Annotated in this window: 27 protein-coding genes and 1 pseudogene; 19 read left to right on the top strand and 9 right to left on the bottom strand. The window is 68.3% G+C overall.

Annotation, left to right across the window (positions count from 1 at the left end; translation table 11 throughout):
* The first annotated feature begins 168 nt into the window (after window positions 1–168).
* Window positions 169–882: an HU family DNA-binding protein gene (locus tag VV02_RS11440; protein WP_052591669.1), complete on the top strand. Its 714-nt coding sequence runs from the start codon at window positions 169–171 to the stop codon at window positions 880–882.
* A gap of 68 nt (window positions 883–950) precedes the next feature.
* Here the strand turns inward: VV02_RS11440 and VV02_RS11445 are convergent, their stop codons facing one another.
* Together VV02_RS11445 and cofC are read right to left on the bottom strand one after the other, a co-directional pair.
* Window positions 951–1,163 carry a S1 domain-containing protein gene (locus tag VV02_RS11445; protein ID WP_052591670.1) on the bottom strand — a complete coding sequence of 71 codons (213 nt, stop codon included), beginning with the start codon at window positions 1,161–1,163 and terminating at the stop codon, window positions 951–953.
* A 1-nt stretch (window position 1,164) separates the two neighbouring features.
* The gene (cofC, locus tag VV02_RS11450) at window positions 1,165–1,809 is read right to left on the bottom strand and encodes a 2-phospho-L-lactate guanylyltransferase (RefSeq protein ID WP_052591671.1); all 645 of its coding nucleotides are present in this window, start codon (window positions 1,807–1,809) and stop codon (window positions 1,165–1,167) included.
* Between the two features lie 109 nt (window positions 1,810–1,918).
* Here cofC and VV02_RS11455 point away from each other — a divergent pair, with 109 nt between their 5' ends.
* Together VV02_RS11455 and VV02_RS11460 are read left to right on the top strand one after the other, a co-directional pair.
* Window positions 1,919–2,683 (top strand): lysophospholipid acyltransferase family protein, encoded by a 765-nt coding sequence (locus tag VV02_RS11455; RefSeq protein WP_245633057.1) that lies wholly within the window; start codon window positions 1,919–1,921, stop codon window positions 2,681–2,683.
* A gap of 2 nt (window positions 2,684–2,685) precedes the next feature.
* Complete coding sequence (locus VV02_RS11460) at window positions 2,686–3,687, top strand: NAD(P)H-dependent glycerol-3-phosphate dehydrogenase (RefSeq protein WP_052591673.1); 1,002 nt, start codon at window positions 2,686–2,688, stop codon at window positions 3,685–3,687.
* Between the two features lie 6 nt (window positions 3,688–3,693).
* Here the strand turns inward: VV02_RS11460 and VV02_RS11465 are convergent, their stop codons facing one another.
* Window positions 3,694–4,758, bottom strand: coding sequence for a trans-sulfuration enzyme family protein (locus tag VV02_RS11465; protein ID WP_052591674.1), 1,065 nt, complete (start codon window positions 4,756–4,758; stop codon window positions 3,694–3,696).
* A 72-nt stretch (window positions 4,759–4,830) separates the two neighbouring features.
* Between VV02_RS11465 and VV02_RS11470 the strand changes: the two genes are divergently transcribed.
* Entirely contained in the window at window positions 4,831–5,952 is a 1,122-nt protein-coding gene (locus tag VV02_RS11470; protein WP_052591675.1) for a D-alanine--D-alanine ligase family protein, read from the top strand.
* Between the two features lie 6 nt (window positions 5,953–5,958).
* Here VV02_RS11470 and VV02_RS11475 read toward each other — a convergent pair whose 3' ends face one another.
* Window positions 5,959–6,417 carry a DUF3515 family protein gene (locus VV02_RS11475; RefSeq protein ID WP_052591676.1) on the bottom strand — a complete coding sequence of 153 codons (459 nt, stop codon included), beginning with the start codon at window positions 6,415–6,417 and terminating at the stop codon, window positions 5,959–5,961.
* Window positions 6,396–6,629: an Lrp/AsnC family transcriptional regulator gene (locus tag VV02_RS11480; RefSeq protein WP_052591677.1), complete on the bottom strand. Its 234-nt coding sequence runs from the start codon at window positions 6,627–6,629 to the stop codon at window positions 6,396–6,398. Before VV02_RS11480 ends, VV02_RS11475 begins: the two co-directional genes overlap by 22 nt.
* 112 nt (window positions 6,630–6,741) lie before the next feature.
* Between VV02_RS11480 and VV02_RS11485 the strand changes: the two genes are divergently transcribed.
* The 4 genes from VV02_RS11485 (at window position 6,742) to VV02_RS11500 (ending at window position 10,788) form a co-directional block, all read left to right on the top strand.
* Entirely contained in the window at window positions 6,742–7,722 is a 981-nt protein-coding gene (locus VV02_RS11485; RefSeq protein WP_083450091.1) for a thiamine-phosphate kinase, read from the top strand.
* Window positions 7,723–7,815: 93 nt separating this feature from the next.
* Window positions 7,816–9,516 (top strand): sodium:solute symporter family protein, encoded by a 1,701-nt coding sequence (locus VV02_RS11490; protein ID WP_052591678.1) that lies wholly within the window; start codon window positions 7,816–7,818, stop codon window positions 9,514–9,516.
* Window positions 9,517–9,534: 18 nt separating this feature from the next.
* Entirely contained in the window at window positions 9,535–9,951 is a 417-nt protein-coding gene (locus VV02_RS26910) for a hypothetical protein (RefSeq protein WP_218917399.1), read from the top strand.
* Between the two features lie 141 nt (window positions 9,952–10,092).
* Window positions 10,093–10,788 (top strand): snapalysin family zinc-dependent metalloprotease, encoded by a 696-nt coding sequence (locus VV02_RS11500; RefSeq protein ID WP_052591679.1) that lies wholly within the window; start codon window positions 10,093–10,095, stop codon window positions 10,786–10,788.
* A gap of 51 nt (window positions 10,789–10,839) precedes the next feature.
* On the opposite strand, the pseudogene VV02_RS11505 reads toward VV02_RS11500, so the two are convergent.
* Window positions 10,840–11,551 (bottom strand): annotated as a pseudogene (locus VV02_RS11505) (flavodoxin family protein).
* Between the two features lie 192 nt (window positions 11,552–11,743).
* Between VV02_RS11505 and VV02_RS11510 the strand changes: the two are divergent.
* Entirely contained in the window at window positions 11,744–12,418 is a 675-nt protein-coding gene (locus tag VV02_RS11510) for a snapalysin family zinc-dependent metalloprotease (RefSeq protein WP_052591680.1), read from the top strand.
* Window positions 12,419–12,477: 59 nt separating this feature from the next.
* Here the strand turns inward: VV02_RS11510 and VV02_RS11515 are convergent, their stop codons facing one another.
* Window positions 12,478–13,281 (bottom strand): class I SAM-dependent methyltransferase, encoded by an 804-nt coding sequence (locus VV02_RS11515; protein WP_052591681.1) that lies wholly within the window; start codon window positions 13,279–13,281, stop codon window positions 12,478–12,480.
* A gap of 103 nt (window positions 13,282–13,384) precedes the next feature.
* Window positions 13,385–13,579, bottom strand: coding sequence for a 50S ribosomal protein L28 (gene rpmB / locus VV02_RS11520; RefSeq protein WP_052591682.1), 195 nt, complete (start codon window positions 13,577–13,579; stop codon window positions 13,385–13,387).
* Between the two features lie 273 nt (window positions 13,580–13,852).
* On the opposite strand from rpmB, the gene VV02_RS11525 reads away from it, so the two are divergent.
* From VV02_RS11525 to coaD, 5 genes are all read left to right on the top strand, one after another.
* A complete protein-coding gene (locus VV02_RS11525) occupies window positions 13,853–15,382 on the top strand; it encodes a DAK2 domain-containing protein (RefSeq protein WP_157063376.1) in 1,530 nt (509 codons plus the stop codon).
* Window positions 15,383–15,395: 13 nt separating this feature from the next.
* Window positions 15,396–17,603 (top strand): ATP-dependent DNA helicase RecG, encoded by a 2,208-nt coding sequence (locus VV02_RS11530; protein ID WP_052591684.1) that lies wholly within the window; start codon window positions 15,396–15,398, stop codon window positions 17,601–17,603.
* Window positions 17,603–18,175: a 16S rRNA (guanine(966)-N(2))-methyltransferase RsmD gene (rsmD, locus tag VV02_RS11535; RefSeq protein ID WP_052591685.1), complete on the top strand. Its 573-nt coding sequence runs from the start codon at window positions 17,603–17,605 to the stop codon at window positions 18,173–18,175. Before VV02_RS11530 ends, rsmD begins: the two co-directional genes overlap by 1 nt.
* Window positions 18,176–18,234: 59 nt before the next feature.
* Window positions 18,235–19,224 carry a hypothetical protein gene (locus tag VV02_RS11540; RefSeq protein WP_157063377.1) on the top strand — a complete coding sequence of 330 codons (990 nt, stop codon included), beginning with the start codon at window positions 18,235–18,237 and terminating at the stop codon, window positions 19,222–19,224.
* 80 nt (window positions 19,225–19,304) lie between these two features.
* The gene (coaD, locus tag VV02_RS11545; protein WP_052591687.1) at window positions 19,305–19,811 is read left to right on the top strand and encodes a pantetheine-phosphate adenylyltransferase; all 507 of its coding nucleotides are present in this window, start codon (window positions 19,305–19,307) and stop codon (window positions 19,809–19,811) included.
* Here the strand turns inward: coaD and VV02_RS11550 are convergent.
* Complete coding sequence (locus VV02_RS11550) at window positions 19,801–20,709, bottom strand: diacylglycerol kinase (protein ID WP_052596884.1); 909 nt, start codon at window positions 20,707–20,709, stop codon at window positions 19,801–19,803. The two genes, coaD and VV02_RS11550, sit on opposite strands and share 11 nt — an antisense overlap.
* A gap of 152 nt (window positions 20,710–20,861) precedes the next feature.
* Between VV02_RS11550 and VV02_RS11555 the strand changes: the two genes are divergently transcribed.
* Genes VV02_RS11555 through VV02_RS11575 form a run of 5 tightly spaced genes read left to right on the top strand, consistent with a single transcriptional unit; the run spans window position 20,862 to window position 25,319 of the window.
* A complete protein-coding gene (locus VV02_RS11555; RefSeq protein ID WP_052591688.1) occupies window positions 20,862–21,446 on the top strand; it encodes a YceD family protein in 585 nt (194 codons plus the stop codon).
* Between the two features lies 1 nt (window position 21,447).
* Window positions 21,448–21,642 carry a 50S ribosomal protein L32 gene (rpmF, locus tag VV02_RS11560; RefSeq protein ID WP_052591689.1) on the top strand — a complete coding sequence of 65 codons (195 nt, stop codon included), beginning with the start codon at window positions 21,448–21,450 and terminating at the stop codon, window positions 21,640–21,642.
* A gap of 16 nt (window positions 21,643–21,658) precedes the next feature.
* Entirely contained in the window at window positions 21,659–22,456 is a 798-nt protein-coding gene (gene rnc, locus VV02_RS11565; RefSeq protein ID WP_052591690.1) for a ribonuclease III, read from the top strand.
* The gene (gene mutM, locus VV02_RS11570; RefSeq protein WP_052591691.1) at window positions 22,449–23,357 is read left to right on the top strand and encodes a bifunctional DNA-formamidopyrimidine glycosylase/DNA-(apurinic or apyrimidinic site) lyase; all 909 of its coding nucleotides are present in this window, start codon (window positions 22,449–22,451) and stop codon (window positions 23,355–23,357) included. Before rnc ends, mutM begins: the two co-directional genes overlap by 8 nt.
* Before the next feature lie 45 nt (window positions 23,358–23,402).
* Window positions 23,403–25,319: a M3 family metallopeptidase gene (locus VV02_RS11575; protein WP_052591692.1), complete on the top strand. Its 1,917-nt coding sequence runs from the start codon at window positions 23,403–23,405 to the stop codon at window positions 25,317–25,319.
* The last annotated feature ends 18 nt before the right edge of the window (window positions 25,320–25,337 follow it).

The following is a 25,337-nucleotide window of genomic DNA, read 5'->3' on the forward strand; positions in this document are numbered from 1 at the left end:
GCCTGGCTCGGGCAGGGCCCAAAGCCGTTACGACACAACGGATTCGAGATGCCAAATGGTGGACGAGCCGGTGTCGGGGGCATAACGTCGTCCCAAGTCGGGCGTTCCCGCTCGGCCGCAAGCAGCAGTCCGGCGGACGCCGGCAGCGATCCCTGAAGGGGCATCACCGTGAACAAGGCAGAGCTCATCGCGAACCTTGAGGGCCGTCTGGGCAGCAAGAAGGCTGCTAGTGACGCACTTGAGGCCGTCCTGGACGTCATCATCCGAGAGGTGGCGAAGGGCAACAAGGTCGGCATCACCGGCTTCGGGACCTTCGAGAAGATCGGCCGTGCCGCGCGCACCGGCCGAAACCCGCGTACCGGTCAGTCGGTTCGCATCCGCAAGACCGCCATTCCCAAGTTCAAGCCGGGTACGGCGTTCAAGTCGGTCGTCGCCGACCCCCGCGCGCTCCCGAAGACCGGCAACGCCGGTGGCCGCGCGTCCACTGCCTTGGCGGCGCCGGTGAAGGCGACCGCGAAGAAGGTCGCCAAGGCTGCTGCGAAGAAGACGACGGCCAAGAAGGCCACGGCGAAGAAGGCTCCCGCGAAGGCTGCGGCGACCAAGGCCGTCGCCAAGAAGGCTCCCGCGAAGAAGGCGCCCGCGAAGGCTGCGGCGACCAAGACCGTGGCCAAGAAGGCTCCCGCGAAGGCTGCGGCGACCAAGGCCGTCGCCAAGAAGGCTCCCGCGAAGAAGGCTCCGGCCAAGAAGGCCGCCGTCAAGAAGGCTCCGGCCACCAAGGTCGCTGCCAAGAAGACGGTCGCCAAGAAGGCGCCCGCCAAGAAGGCCGCCGTCAAGAAGGCTCCGGCCAAGAAGGCACCCGCGAAGCGCGCCGCCAAGCGCTGAGCCATCTGCTCGGGACGGGTCATCACCGCATGGTGGTGGCCCGTTTCGTCGTCAGCAGTTCGAGTCGGTCAGCGGATCCGCTGACCGGGGCCGACCCCGGTTATCCACAGCCGGGTCACGCCCTGCGCGCCGACCTCGACACTGACCCGCTGACCGAGTCTCAGGTGCCGAAGGCCGCTGGCCTGGAAGGCCGCCCGCGTGAAGTCCAGGGCGCGTCCGTTGTCCATCAGCACCGAACCCGAGCCCTCGTCAGCGTCGAACGTGTGCACTGTCGCCTGCATGTCAGGCCGACTGCGGCGTCGGGGAGCCGAGGACTCCGCTGGACCAAGGACCGATGCCCATCTCGACTGCCGCCTCGAGCGACTCGATGTCGTCCACGTCGTGGCGCAGGGTGGGCAGGTCGAGCTCGAGGACCGTGCACCGACGCGCATGGCGTGCGGCGGAGCCACGACCGAACCGGGGCGCGAGCGCTGCCGGGTCGTGGTGGGTCAGCAGGACGGTGCCGGAGCCGTCGTGGTCGGGGACGAGCGCACTCTCGGTGGCCGCGCAGGCCCGCAGACCGGCGTACAGCTCATCGGCCTTGAGCGTCGGGAGATCGCCGAGGAGTACGGCGGTCGGGAGCGTGGGTTCGCGCCGCAGGGCCTCATCGAGCCCGACGCGGACTGCGCCGTTGAGGCCACGGCCCGGATCAGGAACCACCGTGATGTCACGCTCGGCCATCTCGGCCGTGATCTTGTCGTCCTCGGTCACCACGATGACGCGGTCGGCGCGGATCACCTCGAGCACGACCGACAGGGTGTCCATGGCGAGCGCGAAGGCCAGATCGGGTCGGGCGATGCCCGATGGGGGCTGCAGACGGGACTTGGCTCGGAACCGGCTCTTGATCGGGACGATGATGTGCCAGGTCGACGTGACAGGTGTGCTCACCGGTCCATCGTCGCAGAGCGCTCCGCATGTCGTGCAGCAACACACGGGTCGACAGCCGATGATGGGGGAGGCAGTATGACCCGAACCCCACAGCCGCGAGAGGAGACCCGTGCAACGCCCGGCCATGCGTGAGGACATCACTCCTCTTTATCGCGGCATCATCGCCAGTGTCCGTCCGTTGCTGCAGCAGGTGACGCTGCGTGACTGGGGTGGGGCGGAGCACATCCCTCAGACGGGCGGGTTCGTGGTCGCGGCCAACCACATCTCCAACTTCGACCACTTCCCGCTGGCGCACTACCTCGTCGATCACGGACGAGCGCCGCACTTCCTCGCCAAGAGCTCGCTGTTCAAGCCGCCGGGCGTGAAGCAGATCATGTCGGGCACCGGCCAGATCCCCGTCTTCCGCGGCACCCATCAGGCCTCCGAGGCGCTGTCGGCCGCGACGGACGCCATCCGCGGCGGCGCGTGTGTCTGCGTCTATCCCGAGGGCACGATCACGCGGGAGGCCGGCTACTGGCCGATGACCGGCAAGTCCGGCGCGGCACGCATCGCGCTCGAGACCGGCTGCCCGTTGGTGCCGCTCGCGATCTGGGGCACGGAGAAGATCCTCCCGCCTTACGTCGGCAAGTTCGTCCCGAAGGTGTTGCCGCGCAAGCCTGTTGCCGTACGCGTGGGGCCGCCGGTCTCGCTGGACGACCTCCAGGGCGAACCGATCACCGCAGCTGTCCTCAACCAGGCCACCGATCGGCTCATGGACGCGATCACGGTGCTGCTGGAGGAGATTCGCGGCGAGCAGGCACCGGCACACCGGTTCGACCCACGCACGGACACTCCCGCCCGTAGCAAGAAGACCCGCGGCAAGAAGAGGGCGTGACGATGACGAGCGTGACGGTCTATGGCAGCGGGAGCTGGGGCACGGCGTACGCCGCGATCCTGGCTGACGCCGGGTGCTCGGTGACGATGTGGAGTCGGCGAGCCGAGGTCGCACGGGCGATCAACGAGGAGCACATCAACTCGGCCTACCTACCGGAACTCGTACTGCCGCAACGAGTCCGGGCGACCGATGATCCCCACGAGGCCGGGGCAGGTGCCGAGATCGTGGTGCTCGCGGTGCCCTCACAGACACTGCGCGACAACCTCGTGGTCTGGGGTGACGCGATCGAGGGTGAAGCCGTCGTCGTCTCGCTGATGAAGGGCATCGAGCTAGGCACCACCAAGCGGATGAGTCAGGTCATCGAAGAAGCGGGATCGGTTGACCCGCAACGCATCGTGGTGGTGTCCGGTCCCAACCTTGCGCCCGAGATCGCGGCCAAGCAGCCCGCCGCCGCGGTTGTCGCCTCGGTCGGCAAGAACGCACGGGCCAAGGTCGCCGAGGCGTCCGCGACGCCGTACTTCCGGCCCTACACCAACGGCGACGTGATCGGCACCGAGATCGGCGGCGCGGTCAAGAACGTCATCGCGCTGGCCGTCGGGATGGCCAAGGGCATGGGGATGGGCGACAACAGCATGGCCAGCCTGCTCACGCGTGGCCTCGCCGAGACCGCCCGCTTCGGCGTACGGCTCGGGGCCGACCCGCAGACCTTCCTCGGTCTGGCCGGTGTGGGCGACATGGTCGCCACCTGCGCGTCGCCGTTGTCGCGCAACAACTCCTTCGGGTTCAAGCTCGGCCAAGGGATGACCTTGGCCGAGGTTGTCGCCGACACCAAGCAGACAGCCGAGGGCGTCAAGTCCTGCGAGTCCATCCTGGCGCTGGCCCGCTCGGTCGGGGCCGATGTGCCCATCGTCGAGGCCGTCGAGGCCGTGGTCCACGAGGGCCGCGACCCCAAGGACCTTGTCTCGCTGCTGATGACCCGGGCGCTCAAGCACGAGCGCAGCTGACGCAGGTCAGCGCAGGGCCTGGTCCAGGTCGCGCCAGAGGTCCTCGATGTCCTCGACCCCGACGCTGAGCCGGATCAGCTCCACCGGCACGGTCGTCGGCTCCAGAGGGTGGCGACGTCGCCGCTCCAGCAGCGACTCCACTCCGCCGAGGCTGGTCGCAGGCGTCCACACCGAGACCCGTTGTTCGACGCGCTCGGCTGCCGCTTGACCTCCAGCGACCTCGATGCCGATGACGGCACCCGCCCCGGGGTAGCGCAGGCGGGTGACGGCCGGGTGCTTGCCCAGTCGCTTGGCCAGCTCCGACGCGTTGTCGCAGGCGCGCTCGAGGCGAAGGTGCAGCGTGCGCATGCCACGGAGGGCGAGCCAGGTCTCCATCGGTCCGGGGATCGCCCCGCCGAGGGTCCGGTGCTCGTGCAGCTGCTCGTGGGCCGCGTCATCGCGCGTGACGGTTGCTCCGAGCAGGAGGTCGGAGTGACCCGACAGATACTTCGTCGCAGAGTGCACGACGACGTCCGCGCCGAGGTCCAACGGCCGTTGGCGAAGGGGCGTCGCGAATGTGTTGTCGCAGACCGAGAAGACGCTGTGCGATCTGGCTCGCTCGAAAAGGGTTGGCAGATCAGCGATCTCGAGCATCGGGTTGGTCGGTGACTCGGCCCAGAGCATCGCCGCCCCGGGCAGCGCGGCGAGGACCTCGTCGGTGTCACTGATGTCGACGCGACGGACGGACAGGCGGCCCTGGCGCTCGAGTGCGGCGAGGAGGCCACCGGTTCCGTTGTAGGCGTGGTGCGGTGCGACTACGACACCGGCGTGCGGGACGAGCGACAGGCACGCCGCGATGGCGCCCATTCCTGAGGCGAACGCGAGCGCTCGACCGTCCTCCAACGAGCCCAGGGTGTCCTCGAAGGCGGTCCAGGTGGGGTTGCCGTTGCGGGCGTAGCCAACGGGACCGTCTGCGACGTACGTCGAGCTCAGCTCAAGGGGCGGGCTGACCGGCGCTCCCGGGGTGCGGTCCGGTCTCCCGCCAGTGACGAGCAGAGTTGCGGTCGTGAGGTTCGGGTCAGGCTCGGCCATGGCGACAGAGTCGCACGCATGCTTCCCCGCGCTGCGCCGTGGACCGGAGTCTGGGCATTAGTCTCGACGGCGATGAGCACTTCTCCAGCACCCCGCAAACCCCGCGTCGCGATCGTCTTCGGCGGCCGATCCTCTGAGCACATGGTGTCGTGTGCGACGGCGGCAGGAGTGATGCAGGCCATAGACCGCGACCGGTTCGACGTCCTCCCGATCGGCATCGCTCGTGACGGTCGCTGGCTCTTGATGGCCGACGACCCGGAACCGCTGATGCTGACCGCCTCGCAGCAGCCCGAGGTCGACGGCGCCACGTCGGTCGTCGTACCCACCGACCCGGGTGGCAAGGGCGTTCTGGTGCTGGAGCCCGGGCAGCCGCCGCGTGAGCTCGGCACCGTCGATGTGGTGCTGCCGCTGCTGCACGGACCGTTCGGCGAGGACGGCACCCTGCAGGGGCTTCTGGAGCTGGCTGATATCCGTTACGTCGGCTCCGGCGTGGCTGCGTCGGCGGTGATGATGGACAAGCACCTGATGAAGGTTGTCTTCGCCGCAGCGGGCCTGCCGATCGGGCGCTACATCGTCATCACCGACAAGGAGTGGCGCCGTGACAAGGCCGCGGCCCTTGACCCGGTGGCCTCGCTGGGCTGGCCGGTCTTCGTCAAGCCGGCCCGAGCGGGTTCGAGCCAGGGCATCGTCAAGGTCGAGGGGCGCGACGATCTCGAGGCAGCCGTCGAGTCGGCGCGTGAGCACGACCCCAAGGTGATCATCGAGGCGGCCATCAAGGGGCGCGAGATCGAGTGTGGCGTGCTGGAGGGCCGTGGCTCAGATCGCCCGCGTGTCAGTGAGATCGGCGAGATCGAGGTCACCGGTGGTCACGAGTTCTACGACTTCGAGGCCAAGTACATCGACGAGGCCAACGTCCGCTTGAGCTGCCCGACCAACTTGCCGGTCGCCATCGCCGAAGAGGTCAAGACGCTGTCGGTGAAGGCGTTCGAGGCGGCCGGCTGCGAGGGTCTGGCCAGGGTCGACTGGTTCTACGAGTCGGGAGGACGGTTGGTGCTCAACGAGATCAACACGCTGCCCGGGTTCACGCCGACCTCGATGTTCCCTCAGGTGTGGGCCGCGTCCGGCCTGTCCTATCCCGAGCTGATCACCGAGCTGATCGAGCTCGCACTGAGTCGGCAGACCGGTCTGCGCTGAGACTGATCAGGCGGAGCAGCGGTGGGGGCCTTGCGGGATCGCTGAGGCGGCCTTCGTGAACGCTCCGAGCACGAGCGGCTCGGGGGAGTAGTCCTTGGGCACCAGCACCTCGATCGCCGGTTCGCGTCCGTAGGTGACGAACGACATGCCGTCCGAGAGCGTGGTGCCGACCCAGTCGACGCCGCTCACGCCGAAGCATTGTCGACTGGTCGCTCCGGGAGACGTGACGCCGCAGCGGGCGATGATCGCCGGGTCACCCCAGGCATGGACCGTGGGCGACTTCACCGAGACCTCACGGGACTTCTCACCGGAGACCGTCGTGGGCCATTGAGCAGCGGCCTTGGCGCACCAGGGGCTCGACGCCTTGTCGGCCACGCTCACGTCGACCGAGGAGCTGCACGCGCTCAGGGTGCCGGCGCCGGCGAGCAGCCCGGCCAGCGCGATCAGACGTGGACGATGGTGCACGTGAGGGTGCGGGTGATGCCCGGGACGTCCTGGATCTTGGCGATCACGAGCTTGCCGAGGTCATCGACCGTCTTGGCCTCGATGCGGGCGATCACGTCGTAGGGCCCGGTGACGTCCTCTGACAGCGCCACGCCCTCGATCGCGGCGACGTCGGAGGCGACGGACTGTGCCTTGCCGACATCGGTCTGGATGAGGATGTAGGCCTGAACCACTCTTGCCTCCGAGCTCGAACCGCTCCGGCGCATTGCCGGATGGGGACCTCAGGGTCCCACCTGCGAGACGCTACCGTGCAGGTGCTCGACCGCGCTGCCGAAGAGGAGACAGGTGACCAGCCACCGGACGTCGGACTCCGCTGACCCCTCCAGACCGCTTCTGTCCGATCTCGACGAGGACGAGCTGCTCCGACAGATCCTGCCCGGACTCCCCAGCGGGCCTGCCGTGCTGCTGGGTCCTGGCGACGACACCGCTCTGGTCGAGGTCCGACGAGGGGCCGTGCTCGCCACCACCGACGCGATGGTCCGCGGTCGGGACTGGCTCGACGAGTGGTCCACCGCCGACGACGTCGGCCGCAAGCTCGTCGCACAGAACGCCGCCGACATCGCGGCCATGGGAGGGCGTACGACCGCCCTGCTCGTCACGCTCGCGGCGGATCCGGCCACGCCGGTCGCCTGGGTACGCGAGATGACGGCCGGCCTCGCCGCCGCCTCTCGCGAGGCGGGCATCGCCGTCGTCGGGGGAGACCTGTCCTCTGCCCCCGAGGGCACCTTGATGATCTCGATCACCGCGCTCGGTGACGTCGACTCCGACCCGGTTCTTCGGTCCGGCGCTCGGCCCGGAGATGTGCTCGCGGTGCACGGGACGCTCGGTTGGTCCGCCGCGGGTCTCCTTCTGCTGCAACGTGATTCGGCGGACCGGGGTCCCGACCAGGTGAGCTATCACCGGAGGCCGCGGCCGTCGTACGAGCAGGGACCACTGGCCGCGTCCGCAGGGGCGACAGCGATGCTCGACATCTCTGACGGTCTGGTCCGCGACGCCGGGCGGATCGCAGCGGCCAGTGAGGTCCAGCTCGCCGTCGACTCCGCACTGCTCCGCGACGACATCGAGCTGCTCGCCCCGATCGTCGGCGCCGAGGACGCGCGTGCCTGCGTGCTGACCGGCGGCGAGGAGCACTCGTTGCTCGCCTGCTTCCCGAGCTTGCAGCTGCCGCAAGGGTGGCGGGCGATCGGTGCCGTTCGGGCCGGTGCCGGTGTGACGGTCGACGGGCGGCCCGCAACCGGCGGCGGGTGGGACCACTTCAAGGACTGAACGGCACGCGGTCGGTGTTCGTCCATAGGCCGTCAATCAGGAGTAGCGTGCCAGCGTCAGGTCGCCGATGACCGGGAGGTCTCGCCAATGCCCATGGACACCAGTGCGTTACGGCTCGACGCAGGACCTATCGACTACGCCCTCGTCGCGTTGTACTTCGTCTTCGTCCTTGGCATCGGGTACGTCGCCCGGCGTCAGGTCTCGACCAGCCTGGACTTCTTCTTGTCCGGGCGTTCGTTGCCCGCATGGGTGACCGGTCTGGCGTTCATCGCGGCCAACCTCGGCGCCGTCGAGATCATGGGTATGTCCGCCAACGGTGCGCAGTTCGGCATGGCGACCATGCACTACTTCTGGATCGGCGCCGTCCCGGCGATGCTCTTCCTCGGCGTCGTGATGATGCCCTTCTACTACGGCTCCGGCGTGCGCAGCGTGCCGGAGTTCATGCGCCGCCGCTTCGGCACCGGCGCCCATCTCGTCAACGCGATCAGCTTCGCGGTGGCGCAGGTCCTCATCGCCGGCGTGAACCTCTACCTGCTGGCCACGATCGTGAATGTCATTCTGGGCTGGCCGATCTGGGTCTCCACGATCGCCGCCGCCGTCATCGTGCTCTCCTACACCGCACTCGGTGGACTGTCCGCCGCGATCTACAACGAGGTGCTCCAGTTCTTCGTGATCGTGGCTGCGCTCACGCCGCTGACGATCATCGCGCTGCACAAGATCGGCGGCTGGGACGGACTGGTCGACAAGGTCAAGGCGAGTCCGGGTGGCGAGGAGAACCTCCAGTCGTGGCCCGGCACCGGTCTCACCGGCATCGAGTCGCCGTTCCTGTCGGTCGTCGGCATCGTCTTCGGCCTTGGATTCGTGCTGAGCTTCGGCTACTGGACGACCAACTTCGTCGAGGTCCAGCGCGCCATGGCCTCGAAGTCCATCTCATCCGCGCGGCGCTCACCGATCATCGGCGCCTTCCCCAAGATGTTCATCCCGTTCATCGTGGTCATCCCTGGTGTGATCGCGGCGATCATCATCCCGGAGATGGCCAAGTACAAGGCGGCCGGCGGACCGGACGGGAGTGAGGTCAAGTACAACTACGCAATCCTCTACCTGATCCGAGACCTGCTGCCCAACGGGATGCTCGGCATCGCGATCGCCGGTCTGCTCGCCTCGTTCATGGCCGGTATGGCTGCCAACATCTCCGCGTTCAACACGGTCTTCTCCTACGACCTCTGGGAGCAGTACGTCGTCAAGGACCGGGAGGACGGCTACTACCTCAAAGTCGGCCGGGTGATGACCGTGGTCGCCACGGTGATCGCCATCGGCACCGCCGCGATCGCCTCCGGCTACAGCAACTTGATGGACTACCTGCAGACGCTGTTCGGGTTCTTCAACGCGCCTCTGTTCGCGACGTTCATCCTCGGAATGTTCTGGAAACGGATGTCGGCCTCTGCAGGTTGGGCCGGTCTGGTGTCTGGCACCGCGGCGGCGGTCACGGTCGCCCTGCTCAGCAAGGACTCTCTCGGTGACCTCAGCACGGGCACGCTGAACCTGTCCGGCCAGGGCGCCAGCTTTGCGGCGGCCGGTGCGGCATTCGTGGTCGACATCCTGGTCAGCGTCGTGGTGACGATGTTCACCAAGGCTCGAGAACCCTCCGAGCTGCGCGGCCTGGTCTACTCGCTCACGCCCAAGGAGGACTTCGAGGACGAGGAGTCCCGCTCCCTGCCGTGGTACCAGGCGCCGGTCAAGCTGGCCGGGATCGGCCTCGTGCTGGTCATCGCCCTCAACGTCATCTTCCACTGAGTCGGACGGAGTCTCACCATGGCCAAGAAGACAGCGGGCGCGTTCGACATCCGCAACATCATCGCGATGCTCATCGGGATCTACGGCGTCGTTCTGGTCTTCCTCGGGCTGTTCTCCGCGGATGACCATGAGCTCGACAAGGCCGATGGCCTCAACATCAATCTCTGGGCCGGGCTCGTCATGGTTGCGGTCGCCGCAGCGCTGGTCGCGTGGAGCCTCATCCGACCCGTGGTGATCCCGCCGGACGCCGAGCTCGAAGCCGGCAAGGACGGCCCGGCAGGGTCGGCGCCGGAAGGCGGCGAGAAAACGGTTCCCGACGAGGCTCCTCAGGCCGACGCCGACACGCCTGAGATCACGGCCCACGGAGGCGTGGAGAACATCTCGACGAGCGGCGCGAGCGTCGTACCGCCACCGGACGACCAGAAGGGCTCGTGAACTTCCTTGTGATCTAACGGGATTGGCCTTGCCAACTCCATACCTCCGCTGGTGAGGCCGCGAACGTGGGCCGACCTACGTTGAAGTAACCCGCTGGCGCCAGACCGGCAGCCGTACGCGGGTTCGACCAGGAGGAATCGCATGAGGAAGACCGCAAGCGCCGCCGTCGCCGTCCTTACCGGGGCCCTGACGATCGGCGTCTCCACGGGATCCAGCGCCCACACTGCCGACGTCTCGAGCAGCACCGTCGCATCGACCCACAGCTCGGCCTACACGCCCGGCTCCAAGGACGACGCCCAGAACGACCGCCTGCGAGCACAGCTCAAGGCGGCGCTCGCCCGCAACGGCGTCCAGACCAACGGTGCCGGACAGGCTCGTGCCGCGACGACGGTGTACTTCTCCGTCTCCGACGCGCCCACCTACGCAGGCGTCGTCCGCGACGGCGCCTCGGTGTGGAACAACGCCGTCAGCAACGTCAAGCTCGTCGAGGACGACGGCCAGGCGACACTGACGTACCGGGAGGGCAGCGACCCCAACGGGTCGTACTACTCCGGCGACGGACACGGCGGGGGCTACATCTTCTTGGACTACGACCAGATGGGCCAGTACGCCCAGGTGCGCGTCACCGCCCACGAGACCGGTCACGCGCTCGGCCTGCCCGACCACTACGAGGGCCCGTGCAGCGAGCTGATGTCCGGTGGTGGACCCGGCCCGTCCTGCACCAACACTCAGCCCGACGCCACCGAGCGGTCGTCAGTGGAGTCGATCTGGGCGAACGGCTTCGCGGCCGGCGCCAGCAAGACGCCGAACGCGGCACCCAAGGTGCTCGTGCACTGACCGTTCACTGACACAAGGGGATCCGTCGACTACGACGGATCCCCTTGTGTGTCAACGGTATTCGGGGTTGTGCCAGCCGAAGTGCGTGCCGGGCGTCCCAGGCTGACCGCTGGTTGCCGTACGCCGGTACGCCGCCCGACTCCTTGAGCATGCGAGCCAGGTGCATGAGGTTCCAGGTCATGAACGTGGTGTTGCGGTTGGTGAAGTCGTTCTCCGGCCCACCGTTGCCAGGGTCGAGGTACGACGGTCCGGGCCCGGCCTCGCCGATCCAGCCAGCGTCGGCGTTGGGCGGGATCGTGTAGCCGACGTGCTGGAGGCTGTAGAGGATGTTCTGGGCGCAGTGCTTGATGCCGTCCTCGTTGCCGGTGATCAGACAGCCGGCCACTCGCCCGTAGAAGAGGTACTGACCCTTGTCGTTGACCTGACCGCTCAACGCGTAGATCCGCTCGATGATCCGTTTGGTGACGCTGGAGTTGTCGCCCAGCCAGATCGGGCCGGCGAGCACGAGGATGTCCGAGCCCAGCAACCGCTCGGAGATCTCGGGCCAGTCATCGGACTCCCAGCCGTGCTCGCGCATGTCGGGGTAGACGCCGGTGGCGATGTCGTGGTCGATGGCGCGCAGCACCTCGACGTCGACGCCGTGCTCGGACATGATCGCGGCACTCGCGTCGATCAGACCTTGGGTGTGGCTCGGCTCGGGGCTCTTCTTCAGCGTGCAGTTGACGAACATCGCTCGCAGGCCGCTGAAATCGAGATCGGTCATGGAGCGACTCTGGCACTTCGTGGGCCGACCGGCCCGTTCCTCCGCGGAACGTCTGCGGATCATCAAGATTCGATGCCGGTACGGGCCTGGTTCGTCATCGACCTGTACCGCTGGTCAACCAGGTGCTCCTACGTTGTCGCCACCGCTCGGTCCGCACAGGCCGGTGGACGACCCTTCAGGAGGATGACACCGATGAAGAAGTTCACGTCAGCAGCAGTCCTGACCGGGGCCTTGGCCCTGGCGCCCGGTTTCGCGTCCGCACACGGCACGAACGCAACGAACGAGGGCGGCCAGTCCTCGCGCCCAGCCGCGGCGTCGGCGTACGCCCCAGGATCCGGAGACAGCGCCCAGAACGCCCGTCTGCAGGCCCAGCTCGACCGTGCTTTGAAGGCTCCCGCAGGGAAGCCGGTGGCAGCGACCACGACGGTCTACTACTCGACCTCGAACGCACCGACGTACAGGAGCCAGATCCGCCAGGGCGCAGCCAACTGGAACGGCAGCGTCACCAACGTGCGGCTGGTCGAGGACAGCTCGCGCGCAACCCTGCGCTACTACGAGGGCAACGACTCGGCAGGGTCGTACTACTCGGGCAACGGGCACGGTGGTGGCTACATCTTCCTGGACTACACGCAGATGGGTCAGTACGCCAAGGTCCGGGTCACCGCCCACGAGACCGGCCACGCGCTCGGCCTGCCCGACCACTACAGCGGTCCGTGCAGTGAGCTGATGTCCGGAGGCGGGCCGGGTACGTCGTGCACGAACGCCTACCCCAACTCCACGGAGCGCAGCAAGGTCAACCGGATCTGGGCGAACGGCTTCGCGGCCGGCGCCCAGAAGTCGGTGACGAACACGATCACCGTGCACTGAGCACGGCCATTGCACAGCGAGTCCACGACCCCGCACGGTCGTGGGCTCGCTGCGTGCGGTCAGACTCTGGCCAGGAGCTCCCCGTGCAGGATGCTGAACCACCCGTCGGGATGGGCCGCCCACTCGCGCCAGCCGTCCGAGATCCGTTGCAGCAGTGCGCGATCACCCAGCCCGTCGCGGACGACCTGGCCGGCGAGGTCCGACGTCAGGATGCGGTCGGCCCACATGCCGCCCCACCATGCGCGGTCCTCCGGGGTCGAGAAGCACCAGGTCGACGACGTGACCTCGACGTCGTTCAGCCCGGCGGCGTGCGCCCAGGAGAGCAGGCGGCGCCCGGCATCCGGCTCACCACCGTTGGTCCGAGCGGCAGCGCGGTAGAGCATCAGCCACTCATCGAGCGCGGGCACCAGCGGCCACCAGGTGAAGGCGGCGTAGTCGCTGTCACGCGCCGCGACGAGCCCACCCGGTTTGGTCACGCGAGCCATCTCACGCAGCACCTGCACAGGGTCACCGACGTGCTGCAGCACCTGGTGAGCGTGTGTGACGTCGGCAAGGCCGTCACGGAGGTCGAGGCGGTGTGCGTCGGAGACGTGGACGGTCGCGTCGATGCCCTGTCGCTCGAGCTCCGTGCGCGTGATCGACGCGGCGACGTCGTTCATCTCGACCGCGTGCACTCGGCCCGGAGCAACCAACCTGGCCAGGTCGGCCGTGATCGTGGCCGGTCCGGAGCCGATGTCGAGCAGGTCGAGGCCGGGCCGCAGGTGGGGGAGGAGATAGCCACACGAGTTCTCCGCCGTACGCCAGCGGTGCGAGCGCAGCACGCTCTCGTCATGGCCATGGGTGTACGCCGCGCTGCGGCTCATCGTCGCTCCTTCACCGAGGTCTGGGGACACCTCTGAGCCAACAACAAGGCCGACCCTCCAGACGGAGGATCGGCCTTCATGTCTCGCCGGGTGGGCGAAAGGGTCAGCGCTTGACCTTGCCCGCCTTGAGGCAGGAGGTGCAGACGTTGAGACGCTTGGGGGTCGTGCCCGACGGGCCGACGAGCGCACGAACACGCTGGATGTTGGGGTTCCAGCGGCGCTTCGTGCGGCGGTGCGAGTGCGAGATGTTGTGACCGAAGCTCGGTCCCTTGCCGCAGACGTCGCAGTTGGCAGCCACGGGTTTCTCCTGAAGTCGAACGTGATGGGTCTAAGGATGTCGTGCAGGTTGAGTCTTTGGTGCTCCCACCGGACGTATCGCCGCACACGTGATCGGCCTCGTACAGCACGGGGGAACCGGTCAAGAGTAGCCGAGGGTCCCGGCAACGGCCAAAACGAGCAGGCGTGGACGCGTGGACCGCGTCGCAGGCGGCCTGTTGTCCCGGCTGCAGACTAGCCTTCCTGCGAGCCTGGTCGGAGGAGGAGTTCGAGCGGGGACTCCTAGGAGGTGGAGATGGCCCTGACGGTCCTGGACCTGCCGGCGCTGCGCCGTTGGGTGGTCGCAGCGCGTGCGGACCTGGCCGTCCACGCCGAGGCCATCAACCGCCTCAACGTCTTTCCCGTGCCCGATGCCGACACGGGCACCAACATGCTCGTCACGCTCGATGAGGCCATCCGAGAGGTGACCGCGCTGCACCCGCAGGAGGTGCCCGAGTCGGTGGCGGCGCTGTCCCGCGCAACGCTGTCCTCCGCACGGGGCAACTCAGGGGTCATCCTCAGTCAGCTGGTCCGGGGCGTGGCGGAAGTCGTCCAGGACACCGACAACGGTCAGCTCGACGGACCTGGTCTCGCCCGTGCTCTGGCACGGGCCAGTGAGCTGGCCTGGGCCGGCGTCACCCGTCCGGTGGAGGGCACGGTCCTGAGCGTGGCGGCGGCCGCCGCGGCCGGTGCGCGGCAGGCACCGAGTCCGGAGCTGACGGACGTGTGCCGGAGCGCCCTCGTGGCAGCACGGACGGCACTTCTTGCGACCGAGGACGAGCTCGAGGTGCTGCGCCTCGCCGGCGTCGTGGACGCCGGGGGTGGGGGCTACCTCTTGGTGCTCGAGGCGCTGGAACGAGTCGTCGAGGCGCCGCCATCAGGCCCCGTACGCCCACGGGGCGAGGTGCCCGAGTGGCTGACTCGGGTCCCGGTCGAGACGTCGGCCGCGCGCGCCGAGGGTGACTGCGCGGCGACCGGCGGCGGTCCGGCGTACGAGGTGATGTTCTTGCTCGACGCCAGTGACGCGCCGCGCGTCGAGCAGCTCAAGCAGGAGCTGGACCCGCTCGGCGACTCCCTGGTCGTCGCGGGCGGTCCCGACCTGTGGTCGGTGCACGTGCACGTCGATGACGTGTCGGCTGCTCTCAACGCCGGCGCCGCGGCGGGACGGCCGCACCGCTTTGCAGTGACGCGGTTCGGTGAGCAGCTCCCGCCCGCGCCGACTGACGGCTACGGCGTCCTGGTCGTCGGCGATGGCCTGGCAGGGCTGGTGGCACACGTCGGACGGTCGGACGTGATCGTTGCGGACATCGCCACGGTGCGCGCGCAGCCCGGAACCATCGTCGAGCTGCTCCGTGGGATCCGCGCCGAGCGTGTCCTCGCACTCGCCGACTCCACTGATGCCGCGGGCCTGGCTCAGGAGGCGGCGCGGATCGCCGGCCGCGACATGACGGTCATCGGAGACCACCCCGTGCACGTCCTGGCAGGGCTGGCAGTGCTCGACCCCGCTGACGACCGTGACCGTGCTGCGGCCACCGCGCAGGACGCGATCGCCGATGTGCGCACCGTGCCGGTCGGCGAGCCGCTCGACATCGACGCGGTGGTCGCGGAGATCGGCACGCGGCTGAAGGCCGGAGGCGAGCTGGTCACCGTCGTGCGTGGGGCGCCTCGCTCGTCCGACTCGGCCGCCGACATCATGGCTGCCGTGAGCGCCGAGCACCCCGAGGCCGAGGTCATGGCGCTCGACAGCGATGCCCGTGGTTGGGCGCTGGCGGTGGGAGTCGAGTGAGAGGGAAGCGCCGATGGCGGCACTGACGCGCCAGAGCCGGCTGACCGGCATACTGGGCGCCGCGGCCAAAAAGCTCGAGAAGGCGCGCGACCTGCGCACGGTCGGCGACCTGCTCGACTTCCTGCCTCGCCGCTACATCGACGCCAACACCTCGGGTCGGCTGTCGGAGTTCACCGTCGGTGAGACGGCAGTCCTCGTCGCCACGGTCGTGTCCGTGCAGACCCGGTCGATGCGCAACCGGCGCGGCAAGATGCTGGAGGCCGTCATCGAGGACGCCGACGGCACCGCTGCGCGTCTCGTCTTCTTCCGTGCCTACGGCCACGAGCAACGCCTGCTGCCGGGCGTCCGCGCGCTGTTCCGCGGCAAGCTCGACACCTATCGCGGCGGTTGGCAGCTGTCGCACCCGGACTACACGCTGCTGGACGACGACCAGGAGCAGGACTCGGTCTATGCCGGCGGTCTGGTGCCGGTCTACCTCAACGTCGCCGGCGTGACGGACATGCAGATGACCCAGTCGTTGCGGCTGGTGCTCGACCAGCTCGACGTGCCCGAGGACCCGGTGCCGGGCAAGATCCGTACGGGCCGGGGCCTGTCCGACCAGCTCGATGCCTACCGCCTGCTCCACCTCCCACAGACCCAGGCCGATGTCGGCCGCGGCAAACGACGGCTGCGCTATGACGAGGCTCTGGTCGTGCAGACGGCCCTGGCTCAGCGTCGCGCACGTTATGACGCGGAGGAGGCGGTCCCGCGCGCCGTGCGGCCCGGTGGGCTGCTCGCCGCGTTCGACGAGCGGCTGCCTTTCGAGCTGACCGCGGGACAGCGTGAGGTCGGAGCGGAGATCGCTGCGGACATGGCACGGGACCGGCCCATGCACCGGCTCCTCCAGGGCGAGGTCGGATCGGGCAAGACGATCGTGGCTCTCCGGGCGATGCTGGCGGCGATCGACGCCGGTGCGCAGGCTGCTCTCCTGGCGCCGACGGAGGTCCTGGCTCAGCAGCACGAGCGATCGATCCGCGCGATGCTCGGCGATCTCGGTGAGGGCGGCATGCTCGGTGGCGCCGAGCACGGGACACAGATCGCGTTGCTGACCGGCAGCATGCCCAAGTCCCAGCGTGAGCGTGTCCTCCTCGACATCGTCAGTGGACCGGTTGGGATCGTCATCGGCACCCATGCCCTCATCCAGGAGCACGTCATGTTCGCTGACCTCGGTCTGGTCGTCGTGGACGAGCAGCACCGATTTGGTGTCGAACAACGAGATGCGTTGCGCGGCAAGGCTGTTCGGCCACCACACGTGCTCGTCATGACGGCCACGCCGATTCCACGCACGGTCGCCATGACGGTCTTCGGCGATATGGACACGTCGGCGCTGACCGAGCTCCCGAGCGGCCGCCAGCCGATCGCGTCCCACGTGGTGCCGGCCAGCAAACCGGCCTGGCTCGAACGCACTTGGCGACGTGTGGCCGAGGAGGTCGCGGGCGGTCATCAGGTCTACGTCGTCTGCCCGCGCATCGGTGACCCGGACGACGCGATGCTCGAGGTCCCCGACGACGGGTCCGCACCCGACCTGGAGACCTACGGCGACGAGGAGCCCGAGGTCGTACGCGAGCTGCACGGCGTCTACCAGATGGTCCAGCGACTGAGGTCTGAGCCGGCCATGGACGGACTGCGCATCGAGATGCTGCACGGTCGGATGAGCCCCGACGACAAGGACACCGTGATGCAGGTCTTCGGCCGAGGTGAGATCGACGTCCTGGTCTCGACGACCGTCATCGAGGTCGGAGTGGACGTACCCAACGCGACGACGATGGTCGTGATGGACGCCGACCGGTTCGGTATCTCCCAGCTGCACCAGCTCCGGGGACGAGTCGGACGAGGTGATGCCGGCGGGATCTGCCTGCTGGTCACGGAGTCGGACAACCCGACGACGGTGAGCCGGCTGGAGGCGGTGGCCGCAACGACGGACGGCTTCGCCCTGGCCGGACTCGACCTCGAGCTGCGTCGTGAGGGTGACGTGCTCGGCTCGAGCCAGAGCGGACAGCGTTCTCAGCTGCGGCTGCTCCGGCTCACGCACGCCAAGGACGTCGAGCTCATCGAGCAGGCCCGCGAGGACGCGATCGGCATCGTGGCCGATGATCCCGAGCTCACCAAGCACCCGGCGCTCGCCGCGATGGTCCAGACCCGGCTCGACGACGAGCAGGCTGCCTTCCTGGAGCGCGGCTGATGACCAGGATCATCGCCGGGACGGTCGGCGGTCGGCGGCTGACCACACCACCGGGCGACGGCACCCGTCCGACCAGCGACCGAGTGCGCGAGTCGCTCTTCTCGCGGCTGGAGCACCTCGAGGCGCTGCGTGGCGCCACGGTCCTCGACCTCTATGCCGGCTCCGGAGCTCTGGGTCTCGAGGCCGCCAGCCGTGGCGCTACGTCCGTCACCCTGGTCGAGTCCGACCGCAAGGCGGCCAAGGTCATCCAGCGCAACATCTCCGACCTGGACCTGTCGCAGTGCCGGGTCCGGGCCGAGACCGTCGAACGTGCGCTCGCCGGCGCACCCGCCGAGGGCACGGTCGATCTCCTGCTGGCCGACCCGCCCTACGACGTCCCTCCCGAGGCCCTCGATGGAGTGCTGGAGCTGGCCATCCCCTGGCTCGCAGCGGACGCGCTCCTCGTTGTGGAGCGGTCCTCCCACTCACCCGAACCCACCTGGCCCGCGGACGTCGAGCTGATCGGCCCACGACGCTACGGCGACACGGTGATGTGGTTCGCTGAGTACATTCCTGAGGGCGAGATCGCCTGAGGGTCTCAGTCTGAGCGATTCCCGTCCTCGCGTGATGCCCTGTCCCTAGCGTGTCTCACATGGGAGTTAGCCGACGGCAGGAGATCGTGCAGCGGCTGCGACCCTTGCTGTCCGATGCCGGATACAAGCCGACCCGCCCGACGGCGTACCTCTGGCAACGGACCGACGCCGAGATCACCCGGACTGTTGAGCTCGTCTGGCACAGCAATGTGACGGAGATGGACATTGAGTTCGATCGCCAGCTCGCCGGCACGTCTGAGGATGAGCCTCTGAGTGCGTTGCGGGCGTCCTCTACGGTGGCGGACTTCCGGATCCGTTGCCTGCAGCGAGGCGGCCTCATGCTCGACTACGGCCGGAGCGACGTCCTTCCCACGATCGAAGCAGCGACCGTCGCAGTCCTGGCTTACCTCGAGGGCGACATCGAGCCTTTCGAGGAGGAGCGCTCGGCATGGTTCGACGGTGTGTACTGGACCGACTCTTCACCGGCTGACTGGGACCGCACTGCCGTTCTAGGGCCGGACATCGAGCTGGACGGCCCAGGACAGATCGTGCGTGCGTGTGCCCCTGAGCTATTCGCTGGTGGTTACGAACCGCGCAGCGACGGAGCGCAGGACTGGATCAGCGTGCGGGGCGGTGTTCGACGTGGAGTGTCGTTCCGGTGGTTGGAGGGCGAGGTCGACATCCTGGCCGGACGCCTGACCGAGGACACAGCCGCGGCGTGGAATGCACACAACGACTCATTCGATGCCGGGCCAGGGTTGCCAGGAGATCCGCCGGCCCCGAACGATCTCGGCCCCTTCGTCGACTTCTGGCGAAATGGTGACATCGAGGGCTACGTGATCGCCGGCGACACGGTCAATGGCTTTCGCACTGGCAGCTGGGGTCACGACTTCAGCGACACCGACCGCTCGGTCCTCGTCGTGGTCGAGGCTGTTGCGCTGATGACTGACTTGTTGAAGGACGGCGAGGCCGACATCCAGATCCCGCCGCAGCTCCACCCGTGGTTCGACGGCCACGAGTGGACGACGTACGACCCCGACGAGCTCTGAGGTCCACCGTTAGGGTCATGCAAGAACGGGGTTCTGACCCCGTTCTTGCATGACCTTGGCAGTCCGGACCAGGAGGCACGATGAGCGGCGACCCACGGCGGTGCGTCTGCCCGGGCTCGTACGACCCGATGACGATGGGGCACCTGGACGTCATCACGCGGGCGAGCGCGCTCTATGACGACGTCGTCGTCGCGGTGCTCTACAACCCGGACAAGCAGGGTACGTTCAGCCCGGACGAGCGGCTGGACCTCATCCGGCAGTCGACGCAGAGCCTGCCAAATGTCCGGGCCGAGGGCTTCGGGCAGCGGCTGATCGTGGACGTGTGTCGTGACCTCGATGCGGGAGTGCTGCTCAAGGGCATCCGCAACGACACGGACTACGACTACGAGCTGCCGATGGCCTTGATGAACCGTGAGATGACCGGCGTCGAGACGTTGCTCCTGCCGGGCAACCCGTCGATGGGTCACTACTCCAGCTCGCTGATCCGCCTGATTGCCAGTCACGGGGCGGACGTCTCGCACATGGTCCCGGAGCCGGTCCTGGCGCCGCTGCTCGAACGCGTACGCCCTGCCCCGCCTACGGGGTGATGAGGGAGAGGCCGGCGGGCACGGCCTCGATCACGGCCGGGAGGCTGCCGGCGCAGTCGCCGTCGGCGTAGGCGTTCATGTCCGGCGTGATGAGCTCGATCCGTCTGCCGCGATGGGTGCTGACCGCCGGGTGCTTCACGTGAGCGCCGGAGAACACCTTGGGCAGGATGGCCGGCAGCTGCAGCCGCGGGTAGCGCACGCCGTGGATGATCGTGACGTCCAGCTGCCCGTCGTGCGGGTCGGCGTCCGGGCAGATCTTCATGTCGCCGCCGTAGGAGCGGGTGTTGCCGACGGCCGCCAGGATCATCGGCCCGTCGATCACTTCGTCGTCGACCACGACGCGGAACTGTCGGGGCTTGAGCTGCGCGTACTCCACACCGATCGCGACGACGTAGCGTGCCCGCCCGTTGGGCCAGGACATCGCGTTGTTGCGATCGGCCACCAAGGAGTCGAAGCCGGCCATGGCAACGGTGACGAAGTAGCGCGACGCGCCGTCGGCGGTGGTGACCCGGCCGACGTCGTACGCCTGGGCCTTGCCGGTCAGGGCGACCTCGACAGCCTGCTCGACCGACTTCAGGGGCAGGTCGATGACTCGCGCGAGGTCGTTGCCAGTGCCAGCTGGGACGATCGCCAGGGGTACGCCGGTCGCGACCGCTGCCTGCAGCGCCACGCCGTGCGTGCCGTCGCCGCCGACGCTGAGGATCGCGTCGGGGCCGTTCTGTGCGGCGGTGAGGATCTTGGCGGCAGCGTCCTCGCGGCTGGTGCCCGTGACATGCTCGACCTCGACCCCACGGCGTTCGAGAAGGTCCAGGACGGGCGCGGCCGCGCTCTTGCCCTTGCCATGACCAGCGTTCGGATTGGTCAGGACCGCGAGGCGGCGGCGGGTGTCGGAGGTCACGCGGGTCAGTGTGCCCGACAGGTGCGCTCGACGGGCGCGACCCTTGCCATCCCGCTGCATTTGGGTGGCAGGCACTGCTCCGGTAGCCTTGTGCGTCGGCCTACGTCTCATCTGACGTGTGGCCGAGCCACCCCGACACGACAGAGCAGGTCATGACGCATGCGGACCCCCGCCGGCCCCTGGTGCTTGACACCCGGGAGCTTGGTCGGCGACCCGGTCAGATGCTGGAGCTGCAGCGGACTGTCGAGGCACCAGAGGACATGGGCACGGACGTGATCGCCGTACCGAAGGGCCAGCCGATCGAGCTGGACCTGCGGTTGGAGTCGGTCATGGAAGGCGTCTACGTCTCAGGCTCGGCCCGCGTTCGTGCGACCGGCGCGTGCGTGCGGTGCTTGGACCCGGTCCACATCCCTGTGGATGTGGACCTCCAGGAGCTGTTCGCCTACGCCGATCGTGCCGCTCACCACCAAGAGGTGGCGAGCGACGACGACGAGGACGAGACGCGCGAGCTGGACGGCGACTTCGCCGACCTTGAGCCTGTGCTGCTGGACACGGTGGTGCCTGCACTGCCGTTCCAGCCGGTGTGCCGAGAAGACTGTCCTGGTCTGTGCTCCGAGTGTGGAGCGCGCCTGGCGGACGACCCGGACCACCACCACGAAACGCTGGACCCCCGATGGGGCGTCCTGGCCGCGATCAGCGATCAGGTTGCTCCCGACGACGAGAAGAAGAGGAACTGACGTGGCTGTCCCGAAGCGGAAGATGTCGCGCTCCAACACCCGCTCGCGCCGCGCGAACTGGAAAGCGACGCCCGTGGCCACCGCGGCCTGCCCGCAGTGCTCCGCGCTGAAGCAGCCGCACATGGCCTGCCCGTCGTGCGGTTCGTACGCCGGTCGCCACTACAGCTCGGCTGAGCGCAGCGAGCACCAGGGCTGACGCCCGCCTCGCTGCCGTGAGCTCAACGACGAAGAAGTCGCAGCGGCACGAAGCAGCGCAGCGGCCCGTCGCTGACCTGGCTCGGATCCTCCTTGAGGTGTCCGGGACGGTCATCGACGAGCCGCTGCTTCTGCGTGCGCTGACGCACCGGTCCTACGCGTACGAGAACGGCGGAGTCCCGCATAACGAGCGGCAGGAGTTCCTGGGCGATGCCGTCCTGGGTCTCGTCGTCACCGACTCCCTGTTCCGTACGCATCCCGACCTTCCCGAGGGCCAGCTCGCCAAGCTGCGTGCCTCGGTGGTCAACTCCCGAGCTCTGGCCCAGGTCGCCCGCACCCTCGGCCTGGGCGACTTCGTGATGCTCGGTCGCGGCGAGGCCATCACCGGCGGCCGCGACAAGGACTCGATCCTGGCCGACACCACCGAGTCGATCATCGGGACGGTCTATCTCGCCGGTGGCATCGAAGCCGCCGATCGCCTGGTGCACTACCTGATCGACCCCTTGATGGCCACCGCGGCAGGTCTCGGCGCCGGCCTGGACTGGAAGACTTCCCTGCAGGAGGCGACCGCGGCCGCCGATCTGGGCGTGCCCTCGTACGTCGTGACGGACGAGGGTCCCGACCACGACAAGGAGTTCACGGCCACGGTGCTCGTCGGCGACGAGGCGCTCGGCAGCGGCACCGGTCGCAACAAGAAGGGCGCCGAGCAGATGGCGGCCGAGGCAGCCTGGAAGCTCCTGCAGAGCCAAGCCGCTTCAGGCGAGGTAAAGGTCGGCGCCGAGGACGCGCCGGCGTCGTCGGACGAGGATGCCTGAGCTCCCTGAGGTCGAGGTCGTACGCCGCGGGCTGGCCGAGCACGTCGTCGGCCGGACCGTGGTCGCCGCCCAAGTGCGCGGCCGCCGCGTGGCCCGGCGCCATGTCGCCGGGCCCGACGACCTCGTGGCGCGCCTGACCGGCACGACCGTCACGCAGGCTCGCCGGCGCGGCAAGTACCTCTGGCTGGTGCTGGACGAGCCGGGCGAGGCGGCTCTGGTCGCCCACCTCGGGATGAGCGGGCAGATGCTCGTCGAACCCGCAGAGGCGCCGATGGAGAAGCACGCGCATGCGGTCTTCGACCTGCGCGATGCGGACGGCAGGGTCGGGCTCCAGCTCCGATTCGTCGACCAGCGCACCTTCGGGGGCCTGTTCATCGACGAGCTTGTCCCGGACTCCTTTGCGGCAGAGCAGGACTGGGTGCCCGAGACGGTTGCGCACATCGCCCCGGATCCTCTGGAGCCGTCGTACGACGCGGCTGAGGTGGTGCGCCGCATGAAGGCTCGCAAGACTCAGGTCAAGCGAGCCCTGCTGGACCAGTCGCTCGTCTCCGGCATCGGCAACATCTATGCGGACGAGGCGCTCTGGCGCGCGCAGCTGCACGGCGAGCGGACCACGGATGTGCTCACCAAACCGGCTCTGGCGCGACTGCTCGATCACGCGCGAACGGTGATGTTGGAGGCGCTCGGCGAGGGCGGCACGTCGTTCGACGCGCTCTACGTCAACGTCAACGGTGCCAGCGGCTACTTCGAGAGATCGCTGAATGCCTATGGGAGAGAAGGCCTTCCGTGTCGGCGGTGCGGTCGGTTGATGCGGCGCGAGGCCTTCATGAATCGGTCGTCCTACTCCTGCCCCAAGTGCCAGCCGCGACCGCGCAGCCCGAGGTCCGTACGCCGTCGCTGACAAACCGGGCAGACCTGCGTCAGACGATCGACGTAAGGTGCCGACGTGAGTGATCTGCAACCCCTCGCCCTGCCAGCTGCTGCCGATGCCCTGGACTGGTTGACCCGTCGGTGCGACGGAGAGCTGGGCCGGGCCCGACAGCTGGTCGATGACCTCAAGAGCAGCCCGCCGGCCGAGGCACTCGACGTGCTGCGCCGCTGGAACGACGTCGCCATCGCGATGGCGAATGCCAGCTCGGTGTCGTCCCTGATGGCGGAGGTCCACCCGCAGCAGCCCGTGCGCGAGGCGGCTGAGGCAGCCATGCAGCGTGTCGATGCCTACTCGACCGATCTCGGCCTGGATCGCGACCTCTTCGACATCATCAGCGGCGTCTCGCGTGACGGGCTGGATGCGGCGGCAACTCGGGTCCTGGACCACGCGCTGCGCGACTTCCGGCGCTCCGGCGTGGATCGTGACGAGGGTGTCCGGGCTCGCCTCAAGGAGCTGGCCGAGCAAGAGCTGTTGACGGGCCAGGAGTTCGGCCGCAACATCCGCGAGGACGTCCGCACGATCAGCGTCACACCCGAGCAGCTCGACGGCATGCCGCAGGACTGGCTCGATGCTCACCCGGTCGGCGAGGACGGCCAGGCGACGGTCACCAGCGACTACCCCGACTCGGTGCCCGTGCGCACGTTCGCGACAGACCGTACGACCCGTGAGGCTATGGCCAAGGCGTCACTGAATGTCGGCTGGCCGGCCAATGACGCCGTGCTGCAGCGGTTGTTCGCGTTGCGCGCCGAGCACGCCTCGATCCTGGGCTACGGCTCCTGGGCCGACTTCGACGCCGAGGTCAAGATGATCGGGCAGGGCTCGGCGATCAAGGAGTTCATCGACCGCATCACCGAGCTGTCCGGTGACAGTGCCGAGCGCGACAAGGCGGTCCTGCTCACCCGCAAGCAGCAGGACATCCCGGACGCCACGGACGTCATCTCTCCCGATGTGCAGTACTACTCCGAGGTCGTACGCCGTGAGCAGCACTCCGTCGACGGCCAGCTGGTCCGCACCTACCTCGACTTCGGGCGGGTGCGTCAGGGTCTGCTGGATGTCACCGGGCGCCTGTTCGGCCTGAGCTGGCGACCGGCCGAGGACGCAGCGGTGTGGGACAAGGACGTGACGGCGTACGACGTCCTGCGCGACGGTGCACGGATCGGCCGGATCTACCTCGACCTGCACCCGCGGGAGGGCAAGTACAAGCACGCTGCGCAGTTCGACATGGTCCGTGGCGTCCGCGGTGCTCAGCTGCCCGAGGGTGTGCTGGTCTGCAACTTCAACCGCGGTCTGATGGAGCACGACGAGGTCGTCACGCTGTTCCACGAGTTCGGTCACCTGATCCACCACGTGCTCGCCGGCGACCAGCAGTGGGTCGGCTTCTCCGGTGTCGCGACCGAGTGGGACTTCGTCGAGGCACCGAGCCAGATGCTGGAGGAGTGGGCCTGGGACGCAGACGTGCTCGCGACCTTCGCCACCAACGCGGCCGGCGAGACGATCCCCGCCGACCTGGTGCACCGGATGCGCGAGGCGGACGACTTCGGCAAGGGTTTCCAGGCGCGTACGCAGATGTTCTACGCGGCGTTGAGCCTGGACTTCCACACGGCGCGGCACGAGGACCTGACGGCGCGCGTCGAGCAGCTGCAGAGCGACTACTCGGTCTTTCCCTACCTGCCCGACACACACATGCACACCGCGTTCGGGCACCTCGACGGCTACAGTTCGGGCTACTACACCTACATGTGGTCGCTGGTGATCGCCAAGGACATGTTCTCGGCGTTCGACCGCCGAGACCTGTTCGCACCGGCCGCCGCTCAGCGTTATCGCGACCGGGTTCTCGTCCCGGGCGGCTCGCGTGATGCGGCGGTTCTGGTGTCCAACTTCCTGGGCCGCGCGTACACCTTCGACGCGTACGCCGCCTGGCTCGCCGAGTAACCCGACGATCGTTCGGGT

It is taken from the genome of Luteipulveratus mongoliensis, from assembly GCF_001190945.1.
In the GTDB taxonomy this organism is placed as follows: domain Bacteria; phylum Actinomycetota; class Actinomycetes; order Actinomycetales; family Dermatophilaceae; genus Luteipulveratus; species Luteipulveratus mongoliensis.